We start from the raw sequence: 23,386 nt of genomic DNA, 5'->3' as shown, positions 1-23,386 counted from the left end.
GCGAGGATGGCCGCGTTCCGCGCGCACGACCGCCGGATCGCGCGCGCAGGACCGCCGCCGCACCGGTAAAACCGGCCGCCGCCGAGGCGCTGCGCCCCGCGACTTTCCGGTGTGCCGGATAATGTATTCCTGACGTGGGGGTTGTATTCGCTGGACAAACGCCGCGCACATTCCGCCGCGTGGTGTAAATCTGCCTTGACACTTCGGCGGGGCCCGGTAGCCTCCCGCCATGGCCGCTACGCCCGCCCCGAGCGCAGTCATCGAGCTGCTCAAGCCGCTGACATGGTTCGCGCCGATGTGGGCGTTCGCCTGCGGGGTGATCTCCTCCGGGCAGCCGGCCAGCGGCCAATGGCCGGTGATCGCCGCCGGGGTGCTGCTCGCCGGGCCGCTGGTCTGCGCCACCAGCCAGGCCGCCAACGACTGGTTCGACCGTCACGTCGACGCGATCAACGAGCCGAACCGGCCGATTCCCTCCGGGCGGATCCCGGGCCGCTGGGGGCTCTACCTCGCTTTGGGCTGGACGCTGCTGTCGCTGGTGGTGGCCGCCGCCCTGGGGCCCTGGATCCTCGGGGCCGCCCTGTTCGGGCTGGTGCTGGCCTGGATCTACTCGGCGCCGCCGGTCCGGCTGAAGCGGAACGGCTGGTGGGGCAACGCCGCGGTGGCGCTCTGCTACGAGGGGCTGCCCTGGTTCACCGGCGCCGCCGTCATGGCCGCGGCCCTGCCGGACCGGCGGGTGCTCCTGGTGGCGCTGCTCTACGCAGCCGGCGCCCACGGCATCATGACGCTCAACGATTTCAAGTCGGTGGAAGGTGACCGGCGCATGGGTCTGCTGTCCCTGCCCGTGCAGATGGGCTCGCAGCGCGCCGCGCGCTTCGCCTGCCTCGTGATGGCCCTGCCGCAGGTGGCGGTGATCGCGCTCCTCGTCGGCTGGGAGCGGTACTGGCATGCCGGCCTCGTCGCGGCGCTGCTCGCCGGCCAGGCCGCCCTGATGGTCCGGTTCCTCGAGAACCCCCGGGAGCGGGCGATCTGGTACAACGGCACCGGCACCACCCTCTACGTCCTGGGCATGCTGGTCTCGGCCTTCGCGCTGCGCCCGCTGGTGGGAGGGGCGTGATGGCGGGCGGCTCGCGTACGGAACGGCCGGGCGCCCGCCCGTCCCCCGCGAAGGCGGGCGGGCGAGCGGTCGCGCCCGACGGGTATCTCGGCTGGCCCCAGATCGTCCGCCTCGGCCTCGTCCAGACGGCGCTGGGCAGCGTCGTCGTGCTGATGACCGCCACCCTCAACCGGGTGATGGTGGTGGAACTGGCGCTCCCCGCCATCGTGCCGGGCCTGCTGGTCGCCCTGCACTACGCCGTGCAGGTCCTGCGCCCGCGCTGGGGCTACGGGTCCGACCGCAGCGGCCGGCGCACCCCCTGGATCGTCGGCGGCATGGTGGCCCTCTGCCTCGGCGGGTTCGGCGCCGCCTGCGGCACCGCGCTCGCCGCCGAGAACCTCGCCCTGGGCCTCGCCCTCGCGGCCCTCTCCTTCCTGTGCGTCGGAATGGGCGTCGGCGCGGCCGGGACCTCGCTCCTCGTCCTGCTGTCGGGGGGCGTCGCCCCGGCCCGGCGGGGCGCGGCCGCCACCATCGTCTGGGTGATGATGATCGTCGGCTTCGCCGTCACGGCGCCGCTCGCCGGGCATTTCCTGGATCCGTTCTCCGGTCTGCGGCTCGTGGCGGTGTCGGGCACGGTCTCGCTCGTCGCCTTCTGCGTGGCGGCGCTGGCGGTCGCCGGCATCGAGCGCCGCCTGCCGGTCCGCGCCCCGGAGCCCGCGGAGGCGCGCCGGCCGTTCTTCACCGTGCTGGCCCAGGTGCTGGCCGATCCCGTGGCCCGGACCTTCACGATCTTCGTCTTCGTCTCGATGCTGGCCTACAGCGCCCAGGAACTGATCCTGGAGCCCTATGCCGGCCTCGTCTTCGCGATGAGCCCCGGCGCCACCACCAAGCTCGCCGGGTTGCAGCACGGCGGGGTGCTCGCCGGCATGCTGCTGGTGGCGGGGGTGACCCTCGCCGCCCGCGGCACCGCCCTCGCCTCCCTGCGGCTCTGGATCGGGATCGGCTGCGCCGGCTCGGCGGCCGCCCTCTTCGCCCTGGCGAGCGGCGTGGCGGCGGGCTCGGACTTCCCCCTGCGCGCGACGGTGTTCGCCCTGGGCGTCGCCAACGGTGCCTACGCGGTGGCCGCCATCGGCTCGATGATGGCGCTGGCCGGCCGCGGCGACGCACGGGAGCGCGGCACCCGCATGGGCGTCTGGGGCGCCGCGCAGGGCGTCGCCTTCGGGGCCGGCGGATTCCTGGGGGCGGCGGCGGTGGATGCCGTCCGGCTCGTCACCGCCGAACCGGTCCAGGCCTACGCGGCGGTCTTCGCCGCGGAAGGCGTGCTCTTCCTCGTCGCGGTCGTCCTGGCGGCCCGGCTCGAACCCGCTCCGGCACCCGATTCGGTGCCGCTCGATCCTGCCTTCAGCGCGAGGTGAGGCCATGGCTCGGTTGGACGAAGGCGGCTCCGGTCGCGAATCCTACGACGTCGTCGTGGTCGGCGGCGGGCCGGCCGGGGCCACGGCGGCCACCGACCTGGCCCGGGCCGGCCACGCGGTTCTGCTCCTCGACAAGCCCGGCCGGATCAAGCCCTGCGGCGGCGCGATCCCGCCGCGGCTGATCCGCGATTTCGCGATCCCCGATGCGCTCCTCGTCGCCAAGATCCGGTCCGCCCGGATGGTGGCGCCGAGCGGCAAGGCCGTCGACATGCCAGTGGGCGAGGGCTTCGTCGGCATGGTCGACCGCGAGCATTTCGACCCGTGGCTGCGCGCCCGCGCGGAAGAGGCCGGCGCCGACCTGCGCGACGCCGCCTACGACCGGATCACCCGGCCCGACGACGGGGTGCCGCTCGTCCACTTCACCACCGGGACCGGCGCGGATCTCGCCCGCCACGCCGTCCGGGCCCGCCTCGTCATCGGCGCCGACGGCGCCTGCTCGCCGGTCGGCCGGGCGGAGGTGCCGGGCCACGCCAAGATGCGGCAGGTCTTCGCCTATCACGAGATCCTGCGGGTGCCGGAGGCCGGCACCCCCGGGGCCGAGGCCGTCGAGGCGACCCGCTGCGACGTCTACTACCAGGGCCGCCACTCGCCGGATTTCTACAGCTGGATCTTCCCCCACGGGGATACGCTCAGCATCGGCACCGGCAGCGCCAGGAAGGGCTTCTCGCTCCGCTCCTCGATCCGGGCCCTGCGCGCGGCGACCGGCCTCGACCACGCCGAGACCGTCCGCCGCGAGGGGGCGCCGCTGCCGCTGAAGCCCCTGAAGCGCTGGGACAACGGCCGGGACGTGCTGCTCGCGGGCGACGCCGCGGGCGTCGTGGCGCCGGCCTCCGGCGAGGGCATCTACTACGCGATGCTCGGCGGCCGGCTCTCGGCCGAGGCCGCCGCCGCCTTCCTGCGGACCGGGGACGCGCGCGCCCTGGCCGGGGCGCGCAAGGCCTTCATGAAGCTGCACGGGCGCGTGTTCTGGATCCTCGGGATGATGCAGTGGGTCTGGTACCGCAGCGACGGGCTGCGCGAGCGCTTCGTCTCGATCTGCCGGGACAAGGACGTCCAGCAGCTCACCTGGGACAGCTACATGAACAAGGAGCTGGTCCGGGCGAAGCCCGCCGCCCACGCGCGGATCTTCTTCAAGGATCTCGCCCACCTGTTCCGCTGGGTCTCCCCGTGAGCCTCGCCGTCGACCTGGGGCCGCCGACGGTGGCCGCCGCCGCCGCCGTGCTGGTGGCCGTGGCCGGCGGCCTCGCGACCACCACGGACGGCTGGTACCGGCGCCTGCGGGTCCCGGCCTGGAAGCCGCCGGACTGGGCCTTCGGCCCGGTCTGGACGGTGATCTTCGCGCTCACCACCACGGCCGGTGTGCTCGCCTGGAACGGCGACGCCGATCCCGCCGCGCGGGGTGTCCTCCTGGCCGCCTACGCGGTCAACGGGGTTCTCAACATCGCCTGGAGCGTGCTGTTCTTCCGGTTCCGGCGGCCCGACTGGGCGCTGGCCGAGGTGGCGGCCCTGTGGCTGTCCATCGCCGTGCTGATGCTGGTCACCGGCCGGGTCAGCCTCGGCGCCGGGCTGATGAACCTGCCCTACCTCGCCTGGGTCAGCGTCGCCGCCTGCCTGAACCTGCGGATCGTGCGCCTCAACGCGCCCTTCGGGCAGCCGGCGTGATGGAGGGTCTGCTGGCCCCCCTGTTCGCCTCGGGCCGGATCGTCGACGGGATCCTCCTGCTGGTCGCCGGGGAGGCGCTCGTCCTCGCGTGGCTCGTCCGCCGCCGGGGCGGCCCGCCGCTGCCGTCCCTTCTGGCGAACCTCGCCTCCGGGGCCGCCCTGATGCTGGCCCTGCGGGCGGCGCTGGTGGGCGCCGGCTGGATCGCGGTCGCCGCCTGGATGCTCGCCGGGCTCGTCGCCCATCTCGCCGATCTCGGCCTGCGGTTCCGGACGGCCACGGCACAACGCCGCAGCCCGGCGCCGGCCGGAACAACGCCGCGAACGGCCGCGTTCACGCGCGGCACACGAATCTGAATTACTCTAAGTTCGGGATGGGAGACGCGGCATGCAGCGCACGAGAGCCCTCTCCTCCGGCCGCGTGTCGGCCCCGATCCTGGCGAGCCTGTTCCTGGCCGCGCCGGCGCTGGCGCAGGACGGGTCGGCCGACCAGATCGAGCGGGGCAAGTACCTCGTGACCATGGGCGATTGCGCGGCCTGCCACACGGCGCCGGGCGGCAAGTACCTCGCCGGCAACTATGCCCTGAACATGCCCTTCGGCGTGATCATGACCCCCAACCTCACCCCCGACAAGGAGACGGGCCTCGGCAACTGGAGCTACGCCGACTTCGACCAGGCGTTCCGGCACGGCTACAGCAAGAACGTCGGCTACCTGTACCCGGCCTTCCCGTTCGCGTGGTTCACCAAGGTCACCGACGAGGACACCAAGGCGATCTGGGCCTATCTCCAGTCGGTCCCGGCCGTGAACGAGAAGCGGAAGGAGAGCCAGATCCCGTTCCCGTTCAGCGTCCGCACGGCGCTGGTGACGTGGCGCACCGCCTTCTTCACCGAGGAGCGCTTCAAGCCCGACCCGAACGCCAGCGCCGAGGTGAACCGCGGCGGCTATCTCGTGGAGGGGCTCGGCCACTGCGCCATGTGCCACAACGAGAACAAGCTCGTCGGCAATTCGAGCTTCGCCGGGCGCTTCGGCGGCGGCGTGATCGACGGCTGGTACGCCCCCAACATCACGCCCGACGGGCATCAGGGCATCGGCGCCTGGACCGACGAGCAGGTGGTGACCTATCTCAAGACCGGCACCGCCCCGGGCAACCGGCCGGGCGTCGCCGCCGGGCCGATGCGCCAGACCATCATGGAATCCCTCTCCAAGGTGAAGGAGGAGGATCTGAAGGCGATGGTCGCCTACCTGCGCACGGTCCCGGCCAAGCAGACCTACAAGCCGAAGGATCTCGCCGCCTTCGACACCGCCGACGCGCCGGGCGCCTCCACCTACCTGACCTACTGCTCCTCCTGCCACCAGCCCGACGGCAAGGGCATCGAGGGCGCGGTGCCGGCGCTCGCCGGCAACACCTCGGTCCAGTCCGAAGGGCCCGAGACGGTGCTGCGGGTGATCTATGGCGGGCTCGCGGCCCAGAGCGGCCTCGCCCCGATGGTGGCGATCGGCCAGCAGATGACCGACGTCGAGGTGAGGAACGTCACCGACTACATCCGCAACTCCTGGGGCAACAAGGCGCCGGTGGTGACCGGCGACAAGGCCTCCGAGGCGCGCGCCGCCACCAAGACCATGCTGGCCGGCACCGCCCCCTGCGCGGAGATCGAGCAGGACAAGCTCAAGGCCGCCTTCGACAAGATCGGCATCCAGGAGAGCCTGAAGGGGTTGAAGCAGCAGGACTTCGTCCCGACGCTCGTCCGGCTGGTGCAGCAGGTGAAGGCGGAGCCCACGGGGGTCACGGACGACGACATCGTCAACGGCCTGACCACGGCGTTCTGCAAGGTCGGCCGCGACGACCCGCAATACGGCAACCCGAGCTGGCCCGCGGTGATCGGCACCTTCGCCAACGTCGCCTACAGCCAGGTGAAGCATCCGGAGAAGCAGGCGGCCAACGTGCCGTCCGCGACCACGCCGCCGCCGGCGAAGAACTGAGGCGCCACGCCTCAGGCCGCCGCTCCGGGCTCCGATACGGGGCACCGGAGCGGCGCGAACAATCCCGGGAACGGAGAGGCGCGCCCGTCGTTTGAGCGAGGATCCCTCAGGAACCTCGTCCCGGAGTGTCCGTGTCCAGCCTCGTCCGCATCCTGCTCGCGATCTTCTTTCCGCCGATCGCGGTTCTCGTCACCACGGGCTTCGGCCTGCAGTTCCTGCTGAACATCCTGCTGTGGATCCTCGGCTGGCTGCCCGGCACGGTCCACGCCCTGTGGCTGATGAACCGCGACCGGCCGCTGGTCTGAGCTGTCAGGGCTTCCGGCCCTCGGGCTCGCCCTTCCGGAGGGCGGGCTTCGCCTCGACCTTGCCCTCGACCTTGGCGGTCTTCACCGCATGGGCCTTGGCGGCCTTCGGCGCGACCTTCTCGGCGGCGTGGGCGAGCTTCACCGGCTCCGGCACCACCGCGGCGTCGACCGCCGGGGTCGGGGGTGCCGCCGGGGCCGGCTTGTCCTTGGCGAAGAGCTGGCCGAACAGCTTCTGGTAGCTGCTCGGGTCGCCGTCCGCGTCGGCGAACGCGATCCGCGCGGGCTTCTCGGGCAGCGCCGCCGTGGTCTCCACCTGCGCGTTGGGATCGGCGCGGTTCGCCATGAGCGTCGTGACCGCCGGCTTCGCGGGCTCCCGCCCGCGCCCCTTGCCGTCGGCCTTCGCGGCCCGGGCGGGGGCCGCCGGCTCGGCGCCGGCCAGCATCACCGGCTGGCCCTTCGGCGTGACCTCGATCTCCTGCGGGCCCGCCGCCAGGGTCTCGGGCCGGCTCACGTCGCCGAGATTGTGCCGTCCGTATTCCTTGGCGTCGTAGGGCAGGACCGTCTCGGTCCCGCCGAGGCTCGCGAAGGCGCTCGTGTTCTGCGGGCGGAAGACCGGGTTCTGGCCGCCGTCCTGGTAGACGACCCGCACCGCCGGCGTGCCCTTGGCGACGAGGTCGGCGACCGCGCGGGCGTCGTGCGCGCTCTTCTCCGCCACCAGCGGGTCGACATGGGGCTTGCACGAGCCGGCCGCCGCGTCGGCCCCGCCGAACACGTATTTGGTCCCGCACTGGCCGACCTTCGGCTCCTCGTGCAGGGCCTCGAAATAGTCGGACCCTTCCTTGAGGTTCTGCCAGAAGGCGATGTTCGGGTCGTTGCGGAACTTGGCCATGTTCTCGGCCGTCATCCGGAACGGATAGGACTGGAACTGGAAGCTGCGCTGGCCGCCGATGAACGCCTCGCGGGCGACGGCGTAGATCTCCGCGATGGTGGCGTCGGTCATGGCGAAGCAGCCCGCCGACGAGCAGGTGCCGTGCACCATCAGGTACTTGCCGGTGCGCCCGTTGGCCCGGTCGACGGCATTGGGGAAGCCGGTATCGAACGAGAGATAGTACGAGGAATTCGGGTTCATCAGGCCCGGGGTGATCGTATAGAAGCCCTCCGGCGCCTGCCGGTCGCCCTCGCGGGTCTTGGGGCCGAGCTGGCCGGACCAGCGGCAGATCGGGTAGGTCTTCAGCAGGGCGTAACGGCCGTCGCCGCCCCGCTTCCAGATCTCCATCTCCGCTTCCTTCTTGAAGGTGCGGATCAGGATCGGGTCGGATTGCTGCATCCCCTTGGATTGCATCAGGGCGACCGTCTGGGGGGCGACCGGCGCGAGGCTGCGCGCGCTCGGGCCGTTGATCCCGGAGCCGTCCTGGCAGGCGGCGAGCGACAGGGCCAGCAGGGACGCTGCCGCCAGCAGTCGCGCGGTCGCGAGACGCGCCGTCATGGGGAACCTCGATCGTCTTACGCGCGCCCGCGGGCCTTGCTGGCCGCGTCGGGTGCCACTCCCCAACCCAATAGGCTCGTTAAGCTTGCGCCTTCCTTACCGCAAGGACGCGGGTGCAACACTGGATTGTTATCCGGTGTGGAGAGCCTGCGGCGCAGGCCCTATCCACAGGCGGCCGGGACCGCGGCGGGGCGACCCAGCCAGAGCACGAGGACGAGGCCGGCCAGCGCCAGGGCGGCGCCGGCCAGGGACACCGCCGGGTAGCCGAGCCCGGCATCGATCGTGGCGCCGCCGACGGCCGCCCCGACCGCGTTGCCGAGGTTGAAGGCGCCGATATTCATCGCCGAGGCGAGGCTGGGCGCGTCCGCCGCCTGCGCCATCACCCGCATCTGGAGCGGGGCCACGCTGGCGAAGCTCGCGACACCCCAGAGGACGATCAGCAACGCCGCGGCGGCCGCCCCGTGCATGCCCCAGGCGAACAGCACGAGGACGACGAGCTGCGCCGCCAGCGCGCCGATGATCGTGCCGTCCACCGAGCGGTCCGCGAGCCGGCCGCCGAGCCAGTTGCCCACGGTCAGGCCGAGCCCGAACAGGACCAGCATCGCGGTGACGAACGGCGCCGTCGCGCCGGTCTCGGCCCGCAGGATCGGCGCGATGTAGGTGAACACCGTGAACATCGCGCTGAACCCCACCATGGTCAGCGCCAGGGCCGCCAGGACGGGGCCGCGGCCGAGGACGCGCAGCTCGGACCACAGGTCGGCGCCCGGTTCGGCCTTCAGCTCCGGCAGGGCGAGCCGCAGCGCCAGCATGGCGACGGCGCCGATCGCGGCGATCCCCCAGAAGGCCGCGCGCCAGCCGAGCATCGCGCCGGTCCAGGCGGCGAGCGGCACGCCGCCGATCGTCGCGATGGCGAGGCCCGAGAACATGGCCGCCACCGCGGCGGCGCGGCGCTCCGGCGGCACGAGGCCGGCGGCCACCACCGCGCCGACGCCGAAGAAGGCCCCGTGGTTCAGCGCGGTGACGAGCCGGCCGGCGACCAGCATGGCGTAGCTGTCGGCGAGGGCCGCCATCAGGTTGCCGAGGGTGAAGATCGCCATCAGCCCGACCAGCAGGCGCCGCCGGGGCAGGCGCGCGGTGGCGAGGGTCACGAGCGGCGCGCCGATCACCACGCCCAGCGCGTAGGCGCTGACGACGAGGCCCGCCGCCGGGATCGATACGTTCAGGTCGGCGGCGATCAGGGGCAGCATGCCCATGGGGGTGAACTCGGTCACGCCGATGCCGAAGGCGCCGACCGCGAGGGCCAGCAGGGGTGGGTTGAGCGCCATGGGGTCCGCATCTCCGTTCGTTCCGGGGAGGCAGGTGGCGGATTCGTCTCCAGGGCAGTAGTACCCGCTCGGGACCAGGATCTGTGCGCCGACGGCACGAATGTGGGCTTGCCGACGGCTCGGCGACGGGGGCATTCTGCGCGGCTCTCCCGAACACGCCCTCATCGTGAGGTGCCCGCGCCGGCGGGCGTCGGAGGGGCGCTCCGGCACCCCAGGATGAGGGCCTCGGGTCGGAGCGCCCGGGATCGGCTTCGGGCATCGCGGGACGGGCATGATGCTGCGCGACAAGGTCGACCGGGCGGGCGAGATGGCGGTGTTCGTGGCGGTGGCGGAGGCCGGCAGCCTGTCGGGGGCGGCGCGCCGGCTCGGGCTGACGCCCTCCGCGGTCAGCCGGATCGTCGCCCGGACCGAGGCGCGGCTCGGCGCGCAGCTCCTCGTGCGGACGACCCGGACCCTCCGGCTCACCGCCGAGGGCGAGACCTACGGGCGCGCCGCGCGCCGCATCCTGGCGGATCTCGACGAGACCGAAGCCGCGCTCGCCGACCGGGGCTGCCCGCGCGGGCGGGTCCGGGTCAGCGCCGCCACCGCCCATGGCCGGCTCGTGATCGTGCCGCTGCTCGCCGCCTTCGTCGAGCGCCATCCCGGCATCACGGTGGAGATCGACCTCAGCGACGAACTCGCCGACGTGCTCGGCGGCCGGGCCGACGTGGCGATCCGGTTCGGCCCGCTCGCCGACAGCCCGCTCACCGCCCGGCGGCTCGGGGAGACCGGCCGGACGGTGGTGGCCTCGCCGGCCTACCTCGCCCGGGCCGGCACGCCGCGGCGGCCCGCCGACCTCGCCGGCCACAACTGCCTGGATTTCAGCTTCCGCCGCTCCGAGCCCGGATGGCCGTTCCGCATCGACGGGCACGACAGCGTCCTGCCGGTGGGCGGCAACGTCGCCGCCAACAACGGCGAGACCCTGGTCCAGCTCGCCCTGCAGGGCACCGGCATCACCCGGGTCGGCAACTTCCACATCGCCGAGGATCTCGCCGCCGGCCGGCTGGTGCCGCTGCTGGAGCCGTTCAACCCGCAGGACCGCGAGGCGATCCACGCGGTGTTCGTGGGCGGCCCCGCCATGCCGGCCCGGGTGCGCGTGCTGGTGGATTTCCTGGCGGAGCGGATGCGCGGGGTCGCCTTCGGCGCTCACCCGTGAGGCAATTGCCTCGCGCCCGTCCGCGTCGGCGCGATCGTCGCCCTGTCGCGCGCCACGCAGTTCGGGCTTGGCGCCCGCTCAGCCGAACAGCGCCGGCCGCCGCGCCGCCTCGGCCCGGATGATCTCCACCAAGGCCGCGTCGTCGGCCGGGTCGGCCAGCCGCAGGCCGACGGGCTCCGAGGGCGTGTGCACGGTGAGCCAGCGCAGGGATGTCCGCAGGTCGACCGCCTCGGCGACCGCCATGCGCGGATGCCCGGTCTCCAGCTGCAGGAAGGTCAGGTGGTTGCGGCTGGCGCGCTGCCCGAGCAGGTCGTCGATCGCCTCGACCACGTCCCGGGGCGTGTGGAGATGGGTCATCATCCAGAGGCGGTTGTCGGTGCCCGGCGTGTCGAGGGCCCGGCGCAGCCGCCGCACGCCCTCGGCGAGGAAGGCGTAATCCGCCTCGCTCGTCGCCGGGTCGTGGTGGTTGAACACGCATTCGAGGCCGTGCCGCTCCCGGTAGAGGCGGTGGCGCCCCCGCCAGATGCCGGGGCCGCGCCGCTCGAATTCCGGGATGCTCTCCAGCTGGCTCCGGTCGACGAGCGCGGAGAAATCGTCGGCGAGGCAGTCCCGGGCCATGCCGGGCATGGAGAAGATCCAGTCGAGGGGCCCCGACCATTGGCGCAGGTCGAGCGTCTTGAGGACGTGCGCCATCTGGCAGTTGCAGCCGAGGGAGATATGGTTGTGCCGGTCCGGCTCCCGCGCGTCGCGCCGGCCCAGCAGCCGGCCGAGCGCGCCGAACAGCCCCCCCGACGCCCCGGGCTCGCTCACAGGGTCCGGCCGATCGCCAGGAACTTCTCCGCGCGCCGGTCGCGGATCTCGACGGCCGTCAGCCCGTCGAACTGGGCGAGGGCGTCGGCGACGGCGTCGCCCGCGGCCCGAATCGCCGCTTCGCGGTCGCGATGCGCCCCGCCGGTGGCCTCCGGGATGATCCCGTCGATGACGCCGAGGCGCAGCAGGTCCTGGGCGGTGATCTTCATGGCGGTGGCGGCGTCGGCGGCGCGGCCCTGGTCGCGCCACAGGATCGAGGCGGCGCCCTCCGGCGAGATCACCCCGTAGATCGCGTGCTCCAGCATCAGGACCCGGTTGGCGGTGGCGAGCGCGATGGCGCCGCCCGAGCCGCCCTCCCCGATCACCACGGCGACGTTGGGCACGCCCAGCGCGAGGCAGGCCTCGGTGGAGCGGGCGATGGCCTCGGCCTGGCCGCGCTCCTCCGCCTCGATGCCCGGATAGGCGCCGGCGGTGTCGACGAAGGCGAGGACCGGCAGGCCGAACCGGTCGGCGGTCTCCATGAGCCGGACCGCCTTGCGGTAGCCCTCGGGGCGGGCCATCCCGAAATTGTGGCGCAGCCGCGCCTCGGTGGTGGCGCCCTTCTCCTGGCCGAGCACCAGGACCGGCCGTCCGCGGAACCGCCCGAACCCGCCGAGGATCGCCTCGTCCTCGCCGAAGTTCCGGTCGCCGGCCAGCGGGGTGAACTCGCTGATCAGCCCGTCGCAATAGTCCACGAAGTGCGGCCGCTGCGGGTGGCGCGCCACCTGGGTCTTCTGCCAGGGGGTGAGGTTCGCGTAGATCTCCGCCAGCGCCTGGCCGGCCTTGGCCTCGAGCCGGCCGACCTCCTCGGCGATGGAGACCGCGCCGTCGCGCGCGCTCACGGCGCGCAGTTCCTCGAGCTTGGCCTCCAGCTCGGCCACCGGCTTCTCGAAGTCGAGGTAGGTGCGCGTCACCGCCATCGTATCACAGATCTTCCCGGGGTCCGCCGCGCGGGGGCGGCGGGCGCGAGGTGTTGGCGATGGCGGGAGTGGTGTCAACCGGCCTGTTGCCGGACCGGGCCGCCGGCCGGCGGTCCGGGCCCTCGGCCGGCGGCCCGGACAGGCCGCGGCCGGAGGGTCAGGCCGCCTGCGACTCGACCCGGTTCCGTCCGGCCGCCTTGGCCCGGTAGAGGGCGAGGTCGGCGCGCCGGAGCATGTCGGCGGCGCAGAGATCCTCGCCGCGGCGCACGGCGACCCCGATCGAGACGGTCACGGGCACCGTCCGGGTAGCCCCCAGCACCGAGAACGGCACCGCCTCGACCCGCTCGCGGATGCGCTCGGCGATGCCCTGGGCCTCGCCGAGCCCCGCCTCCGGCAGGATCACCACCACCTCCTCGCCGCCGTAGCGCGCCACGATGTCGATGGGCCGGGTGTGCTGGCGGACCCGCTCGGCGAAGCCGCGCAGCACCTCGTCGCCGGCCTCGTGGCCGAAGCTGTCGTTGATGCCCTTGAAGTGGTCGATGTCGAGGATGAGCACGGAGAGCTGGGCCCGGCGGGCGGCCTCGTCGCCGAACAGCGTGCCGAGATGGTTGTCGAGGTAGCGCCGGTTGTGCAGGCCGGTGAGCGCGTCGATCACGGCCATCTGGAGCGAGGCCTGCATCGCCCCCCGGAGCGCCTCGGTGAAGCGCTTGCGCTTCACCTGGGTGCGGACCCGGGCCATCAGCTCGTTGCGGTCGACCGGGCGCATCAGGAAGTCGTGCACGCCGAAATCGAGGCCGCGGACGACCCGGGCGCGGTCGTGCTCCTCCGCCAGCATGATCAGCGGCATCGTCCGGGTCCGATCCAGCGACCGGAGCTGGCTGCACAGGCGCAGGCCGTCGAAGCCCGCCAGATCGAGGCTGACCAGGGCGAGATCGAAGGGCGCCTCGGCGGCGAGGTGCAGGGCCGCCTGCGGATCGGGCTCGACCGTGACGACGTGGTGCTGGCGCAGGGCCCCGGCGAGGCGCTCGGCCGATCCGGGGCGGTCCTCGATGAGCAGGATCCGGGCATCGAGGCCGGTCTCGGCGGTGGCCAGCGCCAGGGGATCGCCGATCCCGAATTCGCGCGAGGCGAGCGCGCGCTGGCGCAGCTCGTCGGTCACCGCCTTGAGGCGTACGAGGCTGCGCACCCGGCTGAACAGGGCGGTGTCGTCCACGGGCTTGGTCAGGAAGTCGTCGGCCCCGGCGTCGAGGCCGCGCAGGCGGTCCGCGGGCTGGTCGAGGGCCGTGACCATCACCACCGGGATATGGGCCGTGAGCGGGTTGTTCTTGAGGTGCCGGCAGACCTCGAACCCGTCCATGCCGGGCATCATCACGTCGAGCAGGACGAGGTCGCAGAGGCCCTTCTCGCAGATCGCGATCGCGTCCCGGCCATTCATGGCCGCGAGCGTGTCGAAATATTCCAGGCCGAGCTTCGTCTCCAGAAGCCTGACGTTCGGGAACAGATCATCGACGATCAGGACACGGGCCGACATGCTTCCTCGTAGGGGCGCGGTGGAGCGGCCCGGACCGGGCACCGTGTGCCGTGGCGCGCACCGCCGGTCAGCCGCAGGGGCCTGGGCGGATACGACAGGACGGACGGTTGAACCGGTCACCCGACCCGGACGGATCGGGTGACCGGTTCAACGGCGCGCCTCGCCGGCGTGGTCACGGCTCAAGATAGGCCCGAACCGTTGCCAAAAACTTCGCAACCGAGATCGGCTTCGACAGGTAGGCCTCGCAGCCGCCCTCGCGGATCCGCTCCTCGTCGCCCTTCATGGCGAAGGCCGTGATGGCGATGACCGGAATGCCCTTGAGGTCGTCATCCTCCTTGAGCCATTTCGTCACCTCGAGCCCGGAGACCTCGGGGAGCTGGATGTCCATGAGGATCAGGTCGGGATGATGGGCGCGGGCCAGTTCGATCGCCTCGATGCCGTGGGCGGTCTTCAGGGTCGCGTAGCCGTTCGCCTCCAGCAGGTCGTTGAACAGCTTCATGTTCAACTCGTTGTCCTCGACGATCAGCACCGTCTTCTTCATGATCCGATGTCCCGGTGCGCGCCGATCATGATTAGTGGGCGGTGAAGCCCCTCCGTCACCTTTGTAGCGTTCACATGTTGATGAATGGCAAACCTCTTCAAGGGGATGAGTCCGCCGAACGGCTCGCCCTGGACGTTCTGTTGTGGATCGCGGGGGACGAGGACCGGCTCCTGCCCTTCCTGGCGGCGAGCGGATTGAGCCCCGACACGCTGCGCGAAAGCGCCCGGGAGCCGGCTTTCCTGGTGGGCGTCCTCGACCACGTGATGGGCGACGAGAACGTCCTCGTCGCCTGCGCGAACGGTCTCGGCGTCAAGCCGGAGCGGATCGCCGCGGCGTGGCAGCGGCTGTCGCCGCGGCCGGATGACGAATGGGCGTGAGGCCTCCGGCGCGACGCGGACCGCTGCGCGCGTCCCGCCCGCGGATTCCCGGGCCTGCCCGCGATCCGCGCCCGGCCTGCCCCTGGCCCAGCCCCATGAGGGACGGGGCCCGGGCGCTGGTCTCTCACGCGGTGGATGGCTGGCACACGACGTGGGGATCGGCGAGCCCGCGCACAGGGGGGCCGCGACCCAACGCGCGACCCGCCCCCCGATCGGATCGGCGGGCCCGGGAGCCCGGGAGCATGGTCGGAACGGTGCGCGGCCTCTGCCCAACGGCGCTCAGGGCGTGCAGCCCTTCCCCGCGTCCTTGTCGCTCCGCCCCGCCTTGGCGTCGATGTCGAGGGCGGTCATGTCGCCCAGGATGGCGAAATCGCCGTAATCGAGCTTGAGCGCGCCGCTGACGCCGTTCTCGTACAGGTCGAAGCCGAGGGTGTAGATCGGCGTGCGCTCCCCGGCGCCCTCGGTGTAGTAGCTCAGGCGGACCGGCCAGTGCGGCATGCCGGCGAGCGAACCGTCGCGCAGCGGCTTGTCCCGGTCGGAGCCCGCGGCCGAAGCCGGGCCGGTCTCCGTGTGGCCGATCACCGCGAAGGTGTCGTAGATCTTCTTGCCGTCGTCCGAGCCGTCGTAGACCTTGACCGAGAGGGTCGACTGGCCGGCCCGCGCCGCCGCGATCAGGCGGCGCATGTGCTCGCTCGGGAACAGGACCGGCCCCTCCACGGTGAACGGCTTCGGGCCGCCCTTCAGCTTCACCGTGAGGGCGTCGCCCTGCTCGGAGGCGGTCCCGTCCACCGGGGCGGCGGCCTTGTTGTTGGTCAGCGTCGTCGTCTTGAACCGGAACTCGCGCCCCTGCCCGCCCTCGAAGGTGGTGCTGCGCATGTCCGACAGGCGCGTGCCGGTCTCGCCGGAGGACAGTTCCGTCACCTGGCGGGTCAGCATCGTGTAGCCCCGGCAGGCATCCCCCCGGAAGTCGATGACGATGCGCCCGCGGGCGCTCTCCACCGAGCGGGTGCCTCCGCCCTCGGCCAGCGACAGGTCGTAGACCGCCCGATGGTTGGCCAGGACGATCTCGGGCGACGGGGTCGCCGCCTCGGGCTTGGCCGACGGTTCGGGCCCGGCGGGTGGGGCCGCCTGAGCGTTCCCGGCGCAGACGAGAAGGCCGGCCGTCAGCAGTCGGAAGAGGCGCAGGCGCATGGACAACCTCGATTCGGTCCGCCGCAGATAGCAGGCTCAGGGAATCGGGCAATGCTTGGGCCGGGCCGCGGGGGCGTCCCGAGGGCCCCGCCCCCGCTTTCCGGCTCCCCTACCGGTAGCCCTCAGCCTGCAGGGTGAACAGCTCGGCGTAGCGGCCGCGCCGCTCCATCAGGGCGGCGTGGCCGCCCTCCTCCAGGACCCGGCCGCCCTCCAGGACGAGGATGCGGTCGGCCATGCGCACGGTGGAGAAGCGGTGCGAGATCAGCACCGCCGTCCGCCCGGCCGACAATTCCCGGAACCGCGCGAAGACGTCGTGCTCGGCCCTCGCGTCGAGGGCCGCGGTCGGCTCGTCCAGGATCAGGATCTCGGCCTCGCGCATGTAGGCCCGGGACAGCGCGACCTTCTGCCACTCGCCCCCGGAGAGGTCGAGGCCGCCGGCGAAGCGCTTGCCCAGCGGCTGGGCGTAGCCCTCGGGCAGGCGCTCGATCACCGGCGCCGCCAGCCCCCGGGCCGCCGCGGCCGCGATGCGCTCCGCATCCCCGGCGGCCTCGATCCGGCCGACCGCGACGTTCTCGCCCGCCGTGAGGTCGAAGCGGACGAAGTCCTGGAAGATCGCCCCGATCCGCGCCCGCAGCTCGTCGAGGTCGTACGCGGTGAGCGGCACCCCGTCGAGGAGCACCCGGCCCTCGTGCGGGTCGTAGAGCCGGGTCATCAGCTTGACGATCGTGGTCTTGCCGGCGCCGTTGCCGCCGACCAGCGCCACCGTCTCCCCGGCGCGGATCGCGAAGGAGAGGTGGCGCAGCGCCCAGGCCTGCGTGCCCGGATAGCGGTAGCCGACATCCTCGAAGACCAGCCCCTCCCGGATCGGGCGCGGCACCGGCACGGCCTGCGCGGGCGAGCGGATCTGCGGGCGGATCGCGAAGAAGGAGTAGAAGTCGTCGAGGTACTGCGCCTGGCCGGTGATCTGGGTCAGCCCGAGGAGCAGTCCCTCCAGGCCGCCGCGCAGGCGCTGGAAGGCGCCGGCCAGGAAGGCGAGATCGCCCACCGAGAAGGTGCCCGCCACCGTCCGCCAGACGATCACCGCGTAGGCGGCGTAGTAGGCGAGCGTCCCGAGGCTCGCGAAGGCGAAGCCCCAGCCGGCCCGGGCGACGGCGAGGCTGCGGTTCTCGGCGAGCAGCCGGCGCGCCGCCGTCCCGTAGAGGCCGGTCAGGTAGTCCGAGAGGCCGAAGAGCTTGATCTCCTTGGCGGTCTCGACGCTGGCGCCGAGGTAGCGCAGGTAGTCGATCCGGCGGCGCTCCGGGCTGCGGATCCAGGCGAGGCGGTAGCCGGCCTTGGTGAAATGCCACTCGTTGAGGACCGCCGGAACCAGGGCGGCGGCGATCAGCACCACGAGCCAGGGCGTGAAGGCCGCGACGCCGATCGCCAGGGTCGCGAGGGTCAGGAGCCCCTGCAACTGGCCGAACACCGTCCCGATAAGCCCGGTGCGGCCGCTGACCTGCCGGCGCGCCCGCTCCAGCCGGTCCTGCTGGGCGCTGTCCTCGAACTGCGCGAGATCGAGGGCGGCGGCGTGCGCCATCAGCCGCAGGGAGGCGGCGTTGGCGTAGAGGTCGCCGATCAGGGTCTCGGTGAGGTTCGCGAGACGGCCGGTGAGGTCCGAGACCAGGGCGAGGCCGAATTCGGCCGCCACCAGCCCGGCGAGCCGGGCCCGGCCGGGATCGGCCAGCCAGTCCGCCAGCCCCGCCCCTGGCGCCGGCCGGGCATGCTCGGCCACGATCCCGTCGAGGATCAGCTTGGCGAGATACAGCATCAGGACCGGCAGGCAGGCCGCCACGAGGCGCAGCGACAGGCTCGCCGCGAGCAGGCGCGGGCTGGCGGCGGCGATCTCCCGGAACAGGGTCGGTAGGTAGCGCAGGGCGCCCAGGCGCTCCCCGAGCCGCTCGCCCAGGCGCGCGCCGAGCCTCGTCCGCGCGCTCATCCCCTGGGGATTGCTCACCGGATTTCGGACGTGGATTGGACGACGCGCAAAGACAGCATTAACTGTAGATGCATATAGTTTTAATCCTCGTCGAGTGGTGCGTGCTCAGCGGTCCTGCAATCCTCAGAATTTCGGTCCTCCTCATCATTGCCGGCATACTCGCGGCGGTGGTGCAGGTCCTGTTGCCGGGCCCGGCGCCCGGACCGGTATCCCCGCCTGCGCCCTCGGCACCGGCGGTTCCCGAACCCTCGACGGCCCCGCCGCCCGCGCCGGCTCCCGCCCCGTCCGCGGCGGTCGAGCCCGCGCCTTCGCAGCCCGCGCCTGCGCAGCCCGGCAAGGCCCCGGCGCCCGCCGCGCCGTTACAGATGCCGTCCGACGCGATGGCGGTTCCCGCCGACCCTCCGGCCCCGCAGGCGGCGCCTCAACCGCAGGGCGAGGACGCGGCCGGTCAGGCCGAGGTCGAGCGGGCGGAGGACAGCGCCGGGCCCCGGGCCCTGGCCGTGGTCGATCTCAACACGGCCTCCGTGGCGGATCTCAACCGCCTGCGCGGCGGCGGCGCCATCGGCCGGGCGATCGTCGCCAAGCGGCCCTACACCGCGGTGGAGCAGCTGCTGTCGAAGCGGGTGCTCAGCCGGTCGGTCTACGAGAAGATCAAGGATCAGGTGACGGTGCGGTGAGGCAGCCGCGGCCGGCCCGGTGTCACGTGGTGTCGTCCGGGCTCGCCCCTGTCCCGGGCGCGTGCGACGCCAGCGGATGGCGGCCCGGGATCCCGCGCCGGACGTCGCGAAGCGTCCGCCCGAAACGCGCAGGCCCGTTCCGCCGCGCTTCGTCTGCCGGATCCCGGATCGCCGTCCACGGCGTTCCGGGCGTCCGGGAAGAGGGGTGCGTCCCGGAGACGCCGGCCCTCAGAGCGTCGTCCCGAAGATCTCCGCCACCTGCGGGATGTCCTTGTCGCCGCGACCGCAGAGATTGATCACCATCAGGTGTTCGGCCGGGCGCTGCGGCGCCAGTTCCAGAACCTTGGACAGGGCGTGGGCCGGCTCAAGGGCCGGGATGATGCCCTCCAGCATCGAGCAGAGCTTGAACGCCTCGAGGGCTTCGGTGTCCGTCGCCGAGATGTAGGTGACGCGACCCGTCTCGTGCAGCCACGCGTGCTCGGGCCCGATGCCGGGATAGTCCAGCCCGGCCGAGATCGAGTGCGCGTCGGCGATCTGTCCGTCCGCATCCATCAGCAGGTAGGTGCGGTTGCCGTGCAGCACGCCCGGCTTGCCGCCGGTGAGCGAGGCCGCGTGCAGGCCGGAATGAACCCCGTGGCCGGCCGCCTCGACCCCGAAGATCTCGACCTCGCGGTCGTCCAGGAACGGGTGGAACAGGCCCATGGCGTTGGAGCCGCCGCCGATGCAGGCGACCAGCGAATCCGGGAGGCGGCCCTCCTGGGCGATCATCTGCTCCCGGGTCTCACGCCCGATCACCGACTGGAAGTCGCGCACCATGGCCGGATAGGGGTGCGGCCCGGCGACGGTCCCGATGCAGTAGAACGTGTCGGCGACGTTGGTGACCCAGTCGCGCAGGGCCTCGTTCATGGCATCCTTGAGGGTCCGGGTGCCGGATTCCACCGGGATCACCTCGGCGCCGAGCATCTTCATGCGGAAGACGTTGGGCGCCTGCCGGGCGACGTCGACCGCGCCCATGTAGACGACGCACTTGAGGCCGAAGCGCGCGCAGAGCGTCGCGGTGGCGACGCCGTGCTGGCCCGCGCCGGTCTCGGCGATGATCCGCGGCTTGCCCATGCGCCGGGCCAGCAGGATCTGGCCCAGCACGTTGTTCACCTTGTGGGAGCCGGTATGGTTCAGCTCCTCACGCTTGAAATAGACCTTGGCCCCCTGCCCGGCCGGAGCCTTGGCGCGCAGGTGCTCGGTCAGCCGCTCGGCATAGTAGAGCGGGCTCGGCCGGCCGATATAGTGGGTGCCGTAGCTCGCCATGTCGGCCGCGAAGGCCGGATCGACCTTGGCGGCCTCGTAGGCGGCTTCCAGCTCCAGGATCAGCGGCATCAGCGTCTCGGCGACGAAACGGCCGCCGAAGATGCCGAAGCGGCCGCGCTCGTCGGGACCGGTGCGGAAGGAGTTGGGCTCGGGGGCGATGGTCACGGGACGGGTCCTGCGGTCGCTGGGGTCGATCTGTTGCGGGTGCGTAGACCCATGCGGGCGCGGCTGCAATGCGGCGTCCCGCCCGCGTAACCGGTTCGGGCCACGGGGCGAACACCCTGTTGGTTTCCGGCAGGAGGATAGAATGGCACATCGCGATCGAATCCGCACGCTCCTCGGGGCCGCCCTCGGGCTCGGACTCGCAGGGGCCGTCCTGCTCCCCCGGCTTCCGGCCTTCGCCGAGGAAGCGCCCCGGCGCCTGCCGGAGGCCGCGACCCGCTCCGCCGAGCCGCCGGGGCCGCGCGTCGCGGTCTTCGCCGGCGGCTGCTTCTGGGGCGTGCAGGGGGTGTTCCAGCACCTGCGCGGCGTGAGCAATGCGGTGTCGGGCTATGCCGGCGGCACCCGCGCGGAGGCCGATTACCGGACGGTGAGCGGCGGCGGGACCGGCCATGCCGAGGCGGTCTCGGTCACCTACGACCCGGCCGCGATCCGCTACGACGAGCTGCTGCGGATCTTCTTCTCGGTGGCCCTCGACCCGACCCAGGTGGATCGCCAGGGGCCCGATACCGGGCACCAGTACCGCTCGGCCCTGTTCCCGCAGGATGCCGAGCAGGCGCGGGTGGCGAAGGCCTACATCGCCCAGCTCGACGCGGCCAAGGCCTATGCGCGGCCGGTCGCCACCCGGATCGAGCCGGCGGCCGCGTTCTACCCGGCCGAGGGTTATCACCAGGACTTCATGGCCCTGCATCCCGGCCACCCGTACATCGCCGCCAACGATGCGCCGAAGCTGGAGGCGCTGCGCAGCCTGTTCCCGGAGCGGACGGCGGCGCAGCCGGTTCTGGTCAACCGCCCGCCGGCCTGAGCGGGCGGCCCGGCGCGGTCCGCTATTCCTCCGGTGGCCGCGGCCGGCCGAAATCCGGCGCCGCGGTCTCCTGGCCCTGCGCCACGATGCTGCGCCGGATCGCCCGGGTGCGGGTGAACATCGCGTGGAGCGCGTCGCCGTCACCCCAGCGCACCGCCTTGGCGAGCGCCGACAGGTCCTCGTTGAACCGTCCGAGCATCTCCAGCACCGCCTCGCGGTTGTTGAGGAAGATGTCCCGCCACATGGTCGGGTCGGAGGCGGCGATGCGGGTGAAGTCGCGGAATCCGCTGGCCGAGAACTTGATCACCTCGGACTGCGTCGCCGATTCGAGGTCCGCGGCGGTGCCGACGATGTTGTAGGCGATCAGGTGCGGCAGGTGGCTGGTGATCGCCAGCACGTGGTCGTGGTGCTCGGCGCTCATCGTCTCGACATTGGCGCCCATCCCCGCCCACAGGGCGCGGACGGTCTCGACCGCCGCCGGATCGGTGCCCTCGGGCGGGGTCAGGATGCACCAGCGGCCCTGGAACAGGGTCGCGAAGCCCGCATCCGGCCCCGAGAACTCGGTTCCGGCGATCGGGTGGCCGGGGACCAGGGCGACGCCCTCGGGCAGGTGCGGCCGGATCGCCGCCACCACGGCGCCCTTCACCGAGCCGACATCCGACACGATCGCGCCGGCTTTCAGATGCGGCATCATCTCGGCCGCCGCGGCGCCGATGGCGCCCACCGGCACGCACAGGATCACGAGGTCGGTGTCGGCCGCGCCCTCCGCCGGGTCGCCCGTGACCGCGTCGGCGATGCCGAGTTCGCGCACCCGGTCGCGCACGGCCTCGTCCCGGTCGACGGCCACGATGGTGCGGGCGAGCCCGTAGCGGCGCGCCGCCCGGGCGATCGAGGATCCGATCAGCCCGAGGCCGACGATGGCGAGACGGTCGACGGCGGGCCTCTCGGCCTTGAGCGCCTCAGGCATGGGTGCTCCCCTGGGCGCCACGCACGAAGTCGCCGAGCGCCGCCAGGAAGGCCGTGTTCGCCTCGGCGCCGGCCACCGTCACCCGCAGGGCGTTGGGCAGGCCGTAGGCGGTGACCCGGCGGGTGATGAGGCCGCGCTCGGTCAGGAACGCGTCGGCATCCGCCGCCGAGCGGCCGGGCGCGTCGGGGAAGTGGATCAGCAGGAAGTTCGCGACGCTCGGCGTGACCGTGAGGCCGAGCGCCCGGGCGCCCTCGGTGAGCTTCGGCAGCCACTCGGCGTTGTGGGCGGCGGCGGCGGCCATGTGCGCCTCGTCGGCGATGGCGGCCGAGCCCGCGGCGATCGCCGGCCCCGAGACGTTGAACGGCCCCCGGATCCGGTTGACCGCGTCCGCCACGTGCGACGGCGCGACCATCCAGCCGATCCGCACGGCGGCCAGCCCGTGGATCTTCGAGAAGGTGCGGGTCATCACCACGTTCTCGGCTTCGAGCGCGAGTTCGAGCCCGGCCGAGTAGTCGTTCGCCCGGACGTATTCGGCATAGGCGCCGTCGATCACCAGCAGCACGTGCGGCGGCAGGCCGGCGTGGAGGCGGCGGATCTCGTCGAAGGGCAGGTAGGTGCCGGTCGGGTTGTTGGGGTTCGTGACGTAGACGATCCGCGTCCGGTCCGTGACCCGGGCCAGGATCGCGTCGACGTCCACGGTGAGGTCGCGCTCGGGCGCCACCACCGGCTCGCCCCCCGAGGCCAGGATGGCGATCCGGTACACGAGGAAGCCGTGCTCCGAGTAGATGCCCTCGGTGCCCGGCCCGGCATACGCGTAGGCCAGCAGCGAGAGCAGCTCGTCCGATCCCGCCCCGCAGACGATCCGCTCAGGATCGAGCCCGTAGCGCCTGGCGATGGCGGTGCGCAGCGCCGTGGCGCGCCCGTCCGGGTAGGTCTCGAGCTTGGCGGTCGCCGCGTGAAGGGCGGCGAGCGCCGCGGGGCTCGCGCCGAGGGGCGTCTCGTTGGAGGAGAGCTTGTAGACCGTGCCGCCGCCGGGCCGCCCGCTCTTGCCGGGCACGTAGGTGTCGATCGCCAGGACGCCGGGGCGCGGTTCCGGACGGGCGGGGCGGAGGGCGGACATTGCGGTGCGACTCGGGATGCGCGGGGTTCGGTCGGTTCCGCGTCCGTCTACAGCATTTCCTTTGCCGGTGAACCCGGGCCCGCTTCAGGGGCGCCGGTCCCGGTGAGCGCGCCCGGATATCCTGAGGCGCAATCACGCAGCCCGGGGCGCCACGCCGGTCGCGCGCCGCCTCGATCCGATCCCGGCGGGACTCGTGATCCGGGTTCGAGGCTGCACGCCGCGGCGAGGGAAGGCGCGTGGCGTGGCCATTGGTCATGGGATGCGTCGGTCCCGCCGCGTCCGGCAGACCGAGTTCCGCAGGCCGGGGCCACCCGATCCGAGCCCTGTCCCGACCCGGGCGCTCCCGACCGCGCCGACGATTTAAGACGGACCCGCTCCGGGATGGATCGGA

General features: G+C 72.7%; 22 protein-coding genes. 11 read left to right on the top strand and 11 right to left on the bottom strand.

Translation table 11 applies throughout. The features are described 5' to 3' along the window. Positions 1 to 229 precede the first annotated feature (229 nt). The 7 genes from chlG to PQI07_RS22165 all read left to right on the top strand — a co-directional run bounded on the left by chlG (position 230) and on the right by PQI07_RS22165 (position 6,512). Positions 230 to 1,114: a chlorophyll synthase ChlG gene (chlG, locus tag PQI07_RS22195; protein ID WP_043353924.1), complete on the top strand. Its 885-nt coding sequence runs from the start codon at positions 230 to 232 to the stop codon at positions 1,112 to 1,114. Next, complete coding sequence (locus PQI07_RS22190) at positions 1,114 to 2,508, top strand: BCD family MFS transporter (RefSeq protein WP_274927397.1); 1,395 nt, start codon at positions 1,114 to 1,116, stop codon at positions 2,506 to 2,508. Before chlG ends, PQI07_RS22190 begins: the two co-directional genes overlap by 1 nt. A 4-nt stretch (positions 2,509 to 2,512) precedes the next feature. Next, on the top strand, positions 2,513 to 3,739 hold the full coding sequence (locus PQI07_RS22185) for a geranylgeranyl diphosphate reductase (protein ID WP_043353930.1): 1,227 nt from the start codon (positions 2,513 to 2,515) through the stop codon (positions 3,737 to 3,739). Continuing rightward, entirely contained in the window at positions 3,736 to 4,230 is a 495-nt protein-coding gene (locus PQI07_RS22180) for a TspO/MBR family protein (protein ID WP_043757065.1), read from the top strand. Before PQI07_RS22185 ends, PQI07_RS22180 begins: the two co-directional genes overlap by 4 nt. Beyond that, positions 4,230 to 4,583 carry a hypothetical protein gene (locus tag PQI07_RS22175; RefSeq protein WP_043353938.1) on the top strand — a complete coding sequence of 118 codons (354 nt, stop codon included), beginning with the start codon at positions 4,230 to 4,232 and terminating at the stop codon, positions 4,581 to 4,583. The genes PQI07_RS22180 and PQI07_RS22175 overlap by 1 nt, the downstream gene beginning before the upstream one ends. 31 nt (positions 4,584 to 4,614) lie before the next feature. Continuing rightward, a complete protein-coding gene (locus PQI07_RS22170) occupies positions 4,615 to 6,207 on the top strand; it encodes a c-type cytochrome (protein ID WP_053608305.1) in 1,593 nt (530 codons plus the stop codon). Positions 6,208 to 6,338: 131 nt separating this feature from the next. Continuing rightward, complete coding sequence (locus tag PQI07_RS22165) at positions 6,339 to 6,512, top strand: YqaE/Pmp3 family membrane protein (protein ID WP_012318839.1); 174 nt, start codon at positions 6,339 to 6,341, stop codon at positions 6,510 to 6,512. Positions 6,513 to 6,516: 4 nt separating this feature from the next. On the opposite strand, the gene PQI07_RS22160 is transcribed toward PQI07_RS22165, so the two are convergent. Both PQI07_RS22160 and PQI07_RS22155 read right to left on the bottom strand, forming a co-directional pair. Next, on the bottom strand, positions 6,517 to 7,998 hold the full coding sequence (locus tag PQI07_RS22160; protein ID WP_274927396.1) for a L,D-transpeptidase family protein: 1,482 nt from the start codon (positions 7,996 to 7,998) through the stop codon (positions 6,517 to 6,519). A 161-nt stretch (positions 7,999 to 8,159) separates the two neighbouring features. Next, positions 8,160 to 9,323: an MFS transporter gene (locus tag PQI07_RS22155; RefSeq protein WP_274927395.1), complete on the bottom strand. Its 1,164-nt coding sequence runs from the start codon at positions 9,321 to 9,323 to the stop codon at positions 8,160 to 8,162. Positions 9,324 to 9,597: 274 nt separating this feature from the next. Between PQI07_RS22155 and PQI07_RS22150 the strand changes: the two genes are divergently transcribed. Next, positions 9,598 to 10,518 (top strand): LysR family transcriptional regulator, encoded by a 921-nt coding sequence (locus tag PQI07_RS22150; RefSeq protein WP_043761120.1) that lies wholly within the window; start codon positions 9,598 to 9,600, stop codon positions 10,516 to 10,518. A gap of 78 nt (positions 10,519 to 10,596) precedes the next feature. Here the strand turns inward: PQI07_RS22150 and PQI07_RS22145 are convergent, their stop codons facing one another. The 4 genes from PQI07_RS22145 to PQI07_RS22130 form a co-directional block, all read right to left on the bottom strand. Next, positions 10,597 to 11,328: a DUF1796 family putative cysteine peptidase gene (locus PQI07_RS22145; protein ID WP_043757072.1), complete on the bottom strand. Its 732-nt coding sequence runs from the start codon at positions 11,326 to 11,328 to the stop codon at positions 10,597 to 10,599. Further along, positions 11,325 to 12,287, bottom strand: coding sequence for an acetyl-CoA carboxylase carboxyltransferase subunit alpha (locus PQI07_RS22140; protein WP_043383058.1), 963 nt, complete (start codon positions 12,285 to 12,287; stop codon positions 11,325 to 11,327). The genes PQI07_RS22145 and PQI07_RS22140 overlap by 4 nt, the downstream gene beginning before the upstream one ends. A gap of 157 nt (positions 12,288 to 12,444) precedes the next feature. Then, positions 12,445 to 13,818, bottom strand: a complete 1,374-nt coding sequence (locus tag PQI07_RS22135) for a PleD family two-component system response regulator (RefSeq protein WP_043383055.1) — start codon at positions 13,816 to 13,818, stop codon at positions 12,445 to 12,447. A 172-nt stretch (positions 13,819 to 13,990) separates the two neighbouring features. Further along, positions 13,991 to 14,359, bottom strand: coding sequence for a response regulator (locus PQI07_RS22130; protein WP_043353956.1), 369 nt, complete (start codon positions 14,357 to 14,359; stop codon positions 13,991 to 13,993). 80 nt (positions 14,360 to 14,439) lie between these two features. Between PQI07_RS22130 and PQI07_RS22125 the strand changes: the two genes are divergently transcribed. After that, entirely contained in the window at positions 14,440 to 14,736 is a 297-nt protein-coding gene (locus tag PQI07_RS22125; protein WP_043353976.1) for a DUF3572 domain-containing protein, read from the top strand. Positions 14,737 to 15,015: 279 nt separating this feature from the next. On the opposite strand, the gene PQI07_RS22120 is transcribed toward PQI07_RS22125, so the two are convergent. Both PQI07_RS22120 and PQI07_RS22115 read right to left on the bottom strand, forming a co-directional pair. Next, positions 15,016 to 15,927, bottom strand: coding sequence for a cell envelope integrity EipB family protein (locus tag PQI07_RS22120; RefSeq protein ID WP_274927394.1), 912 nt, complete (start codon positions 15,925 to 15,927; stop codon positions 15,016 to 15,018). 109 nt (positions 15,928 to 16,036) lie between these two features. Further along, positions 16,037 to 17,902: an ABC transporter ATP-binding protein gene (locus tag PQI07_RS22115; RefSeq protein WP_043383052.1), complete on the bottom strand. Its 1,866-nt coding sequence runs from the start codon at positions 17,900 to 17,902 to the stop codon at positions 16,037 to 16,039. Positions 17,903 to 18,282: 380 nt separating this feature from the next. On the opposite strand from PQI07_RS22115, the gene PQI07_RS37730 reads away from it, so the two are divergent. Continuing rightward, a complete protein-coding gene (locus tag PQI07_RS37730) occupies positions 18,283 to 18,579 on the top strand; it encodes a helix-hairpin-helix domain-containing protein (protein WP_244538785.1) in 297 nt (98 codons plus the stop codon). A gap of 228 nt (positions 18,580 to 18,807) precedes the next feature. Here PQI07_RS37730 and trpB read toward each other — a convergent pair whose 3' ends face one another. Further along, positions 18,808 to 20,049: a tryptophan synthase subunit beta gene (gene trpB, locus PQI07_RS22105; RefSeq protein ID WP_043353967.1), complete on the bottom strand. Its 1,242-nt coding sequence runs from the start codon at positions 20,047 to 20,049 to the stop codon at positions 18,808 to 18,810. A gap of 142 nt (positions 20,050 to 20,191) precedes the next feature. Here trpB and msrA point away from each other — a divergent pair, with 142 nt between their 5' ends. After that, positions 20,192 to 20,908, top strand: coding sequence for a peptide-methionine (S)-S-oxide reductase MsrA (gene msrA, locus PQI07_RS22100; protein ID WP_043353969.1), 717 nt, complete (start codon positions 20,192 to 20,194; stop codon positions 20,906 to 20,908). Between the two features lie 22 nt (positions 20,909 to 20,930). On the opposite strand, the gene PQI07_RS22095 is transcribed toward msrA, so the two are convergent. Together PQI07_RS22095 and PQI07_RS22090 are read right to left on the bottom strand one after the other, a co-directional pair. After that, entirely contained in the window at positions 20,931 to 21,875 is a 945-nt protein-coding gene (locus PQI07_RS22095) for a prephenate/arogenate dehydrogenase family protein (protein ID WP_043353972.1), read from the bottom strand. Continuing rightward, on the bottom strand, positions 21,868 to 22,995 hold the full coding sequence (locus tag PQI07_RS22090) for a pyridoxal phosphate-dependent aminotransferase (RefSeq protein WP_043383046.1): 1,128 nt from the start codon (positions 22,993 to 22,995) through the stop codon (positions 21,868 to 21,870). Before PQI07_RS22090 ends, PQI07_RS22095 begins: the two co-directional genes overlap by 8 nt. Between the last annotated feature and the right edge of the window lie 391 nt (positions 22,996 to 23,386).

Source organism: Methylobacterium sp. 092160098-2, assembly GCF_028920805.1.
Taxonomy (GTDB): Bacteria; Pseudomonadota; Alphaproteobacteria; order Rhizobiales; family Beijerinckiaceae; genus Methylobacterium; species Methylobacterium fujisawaense.
Note: the sequence above shows the minus strand (reverse complement) of the source record. Positions and strands in the feature narration are given on the sequence as shown.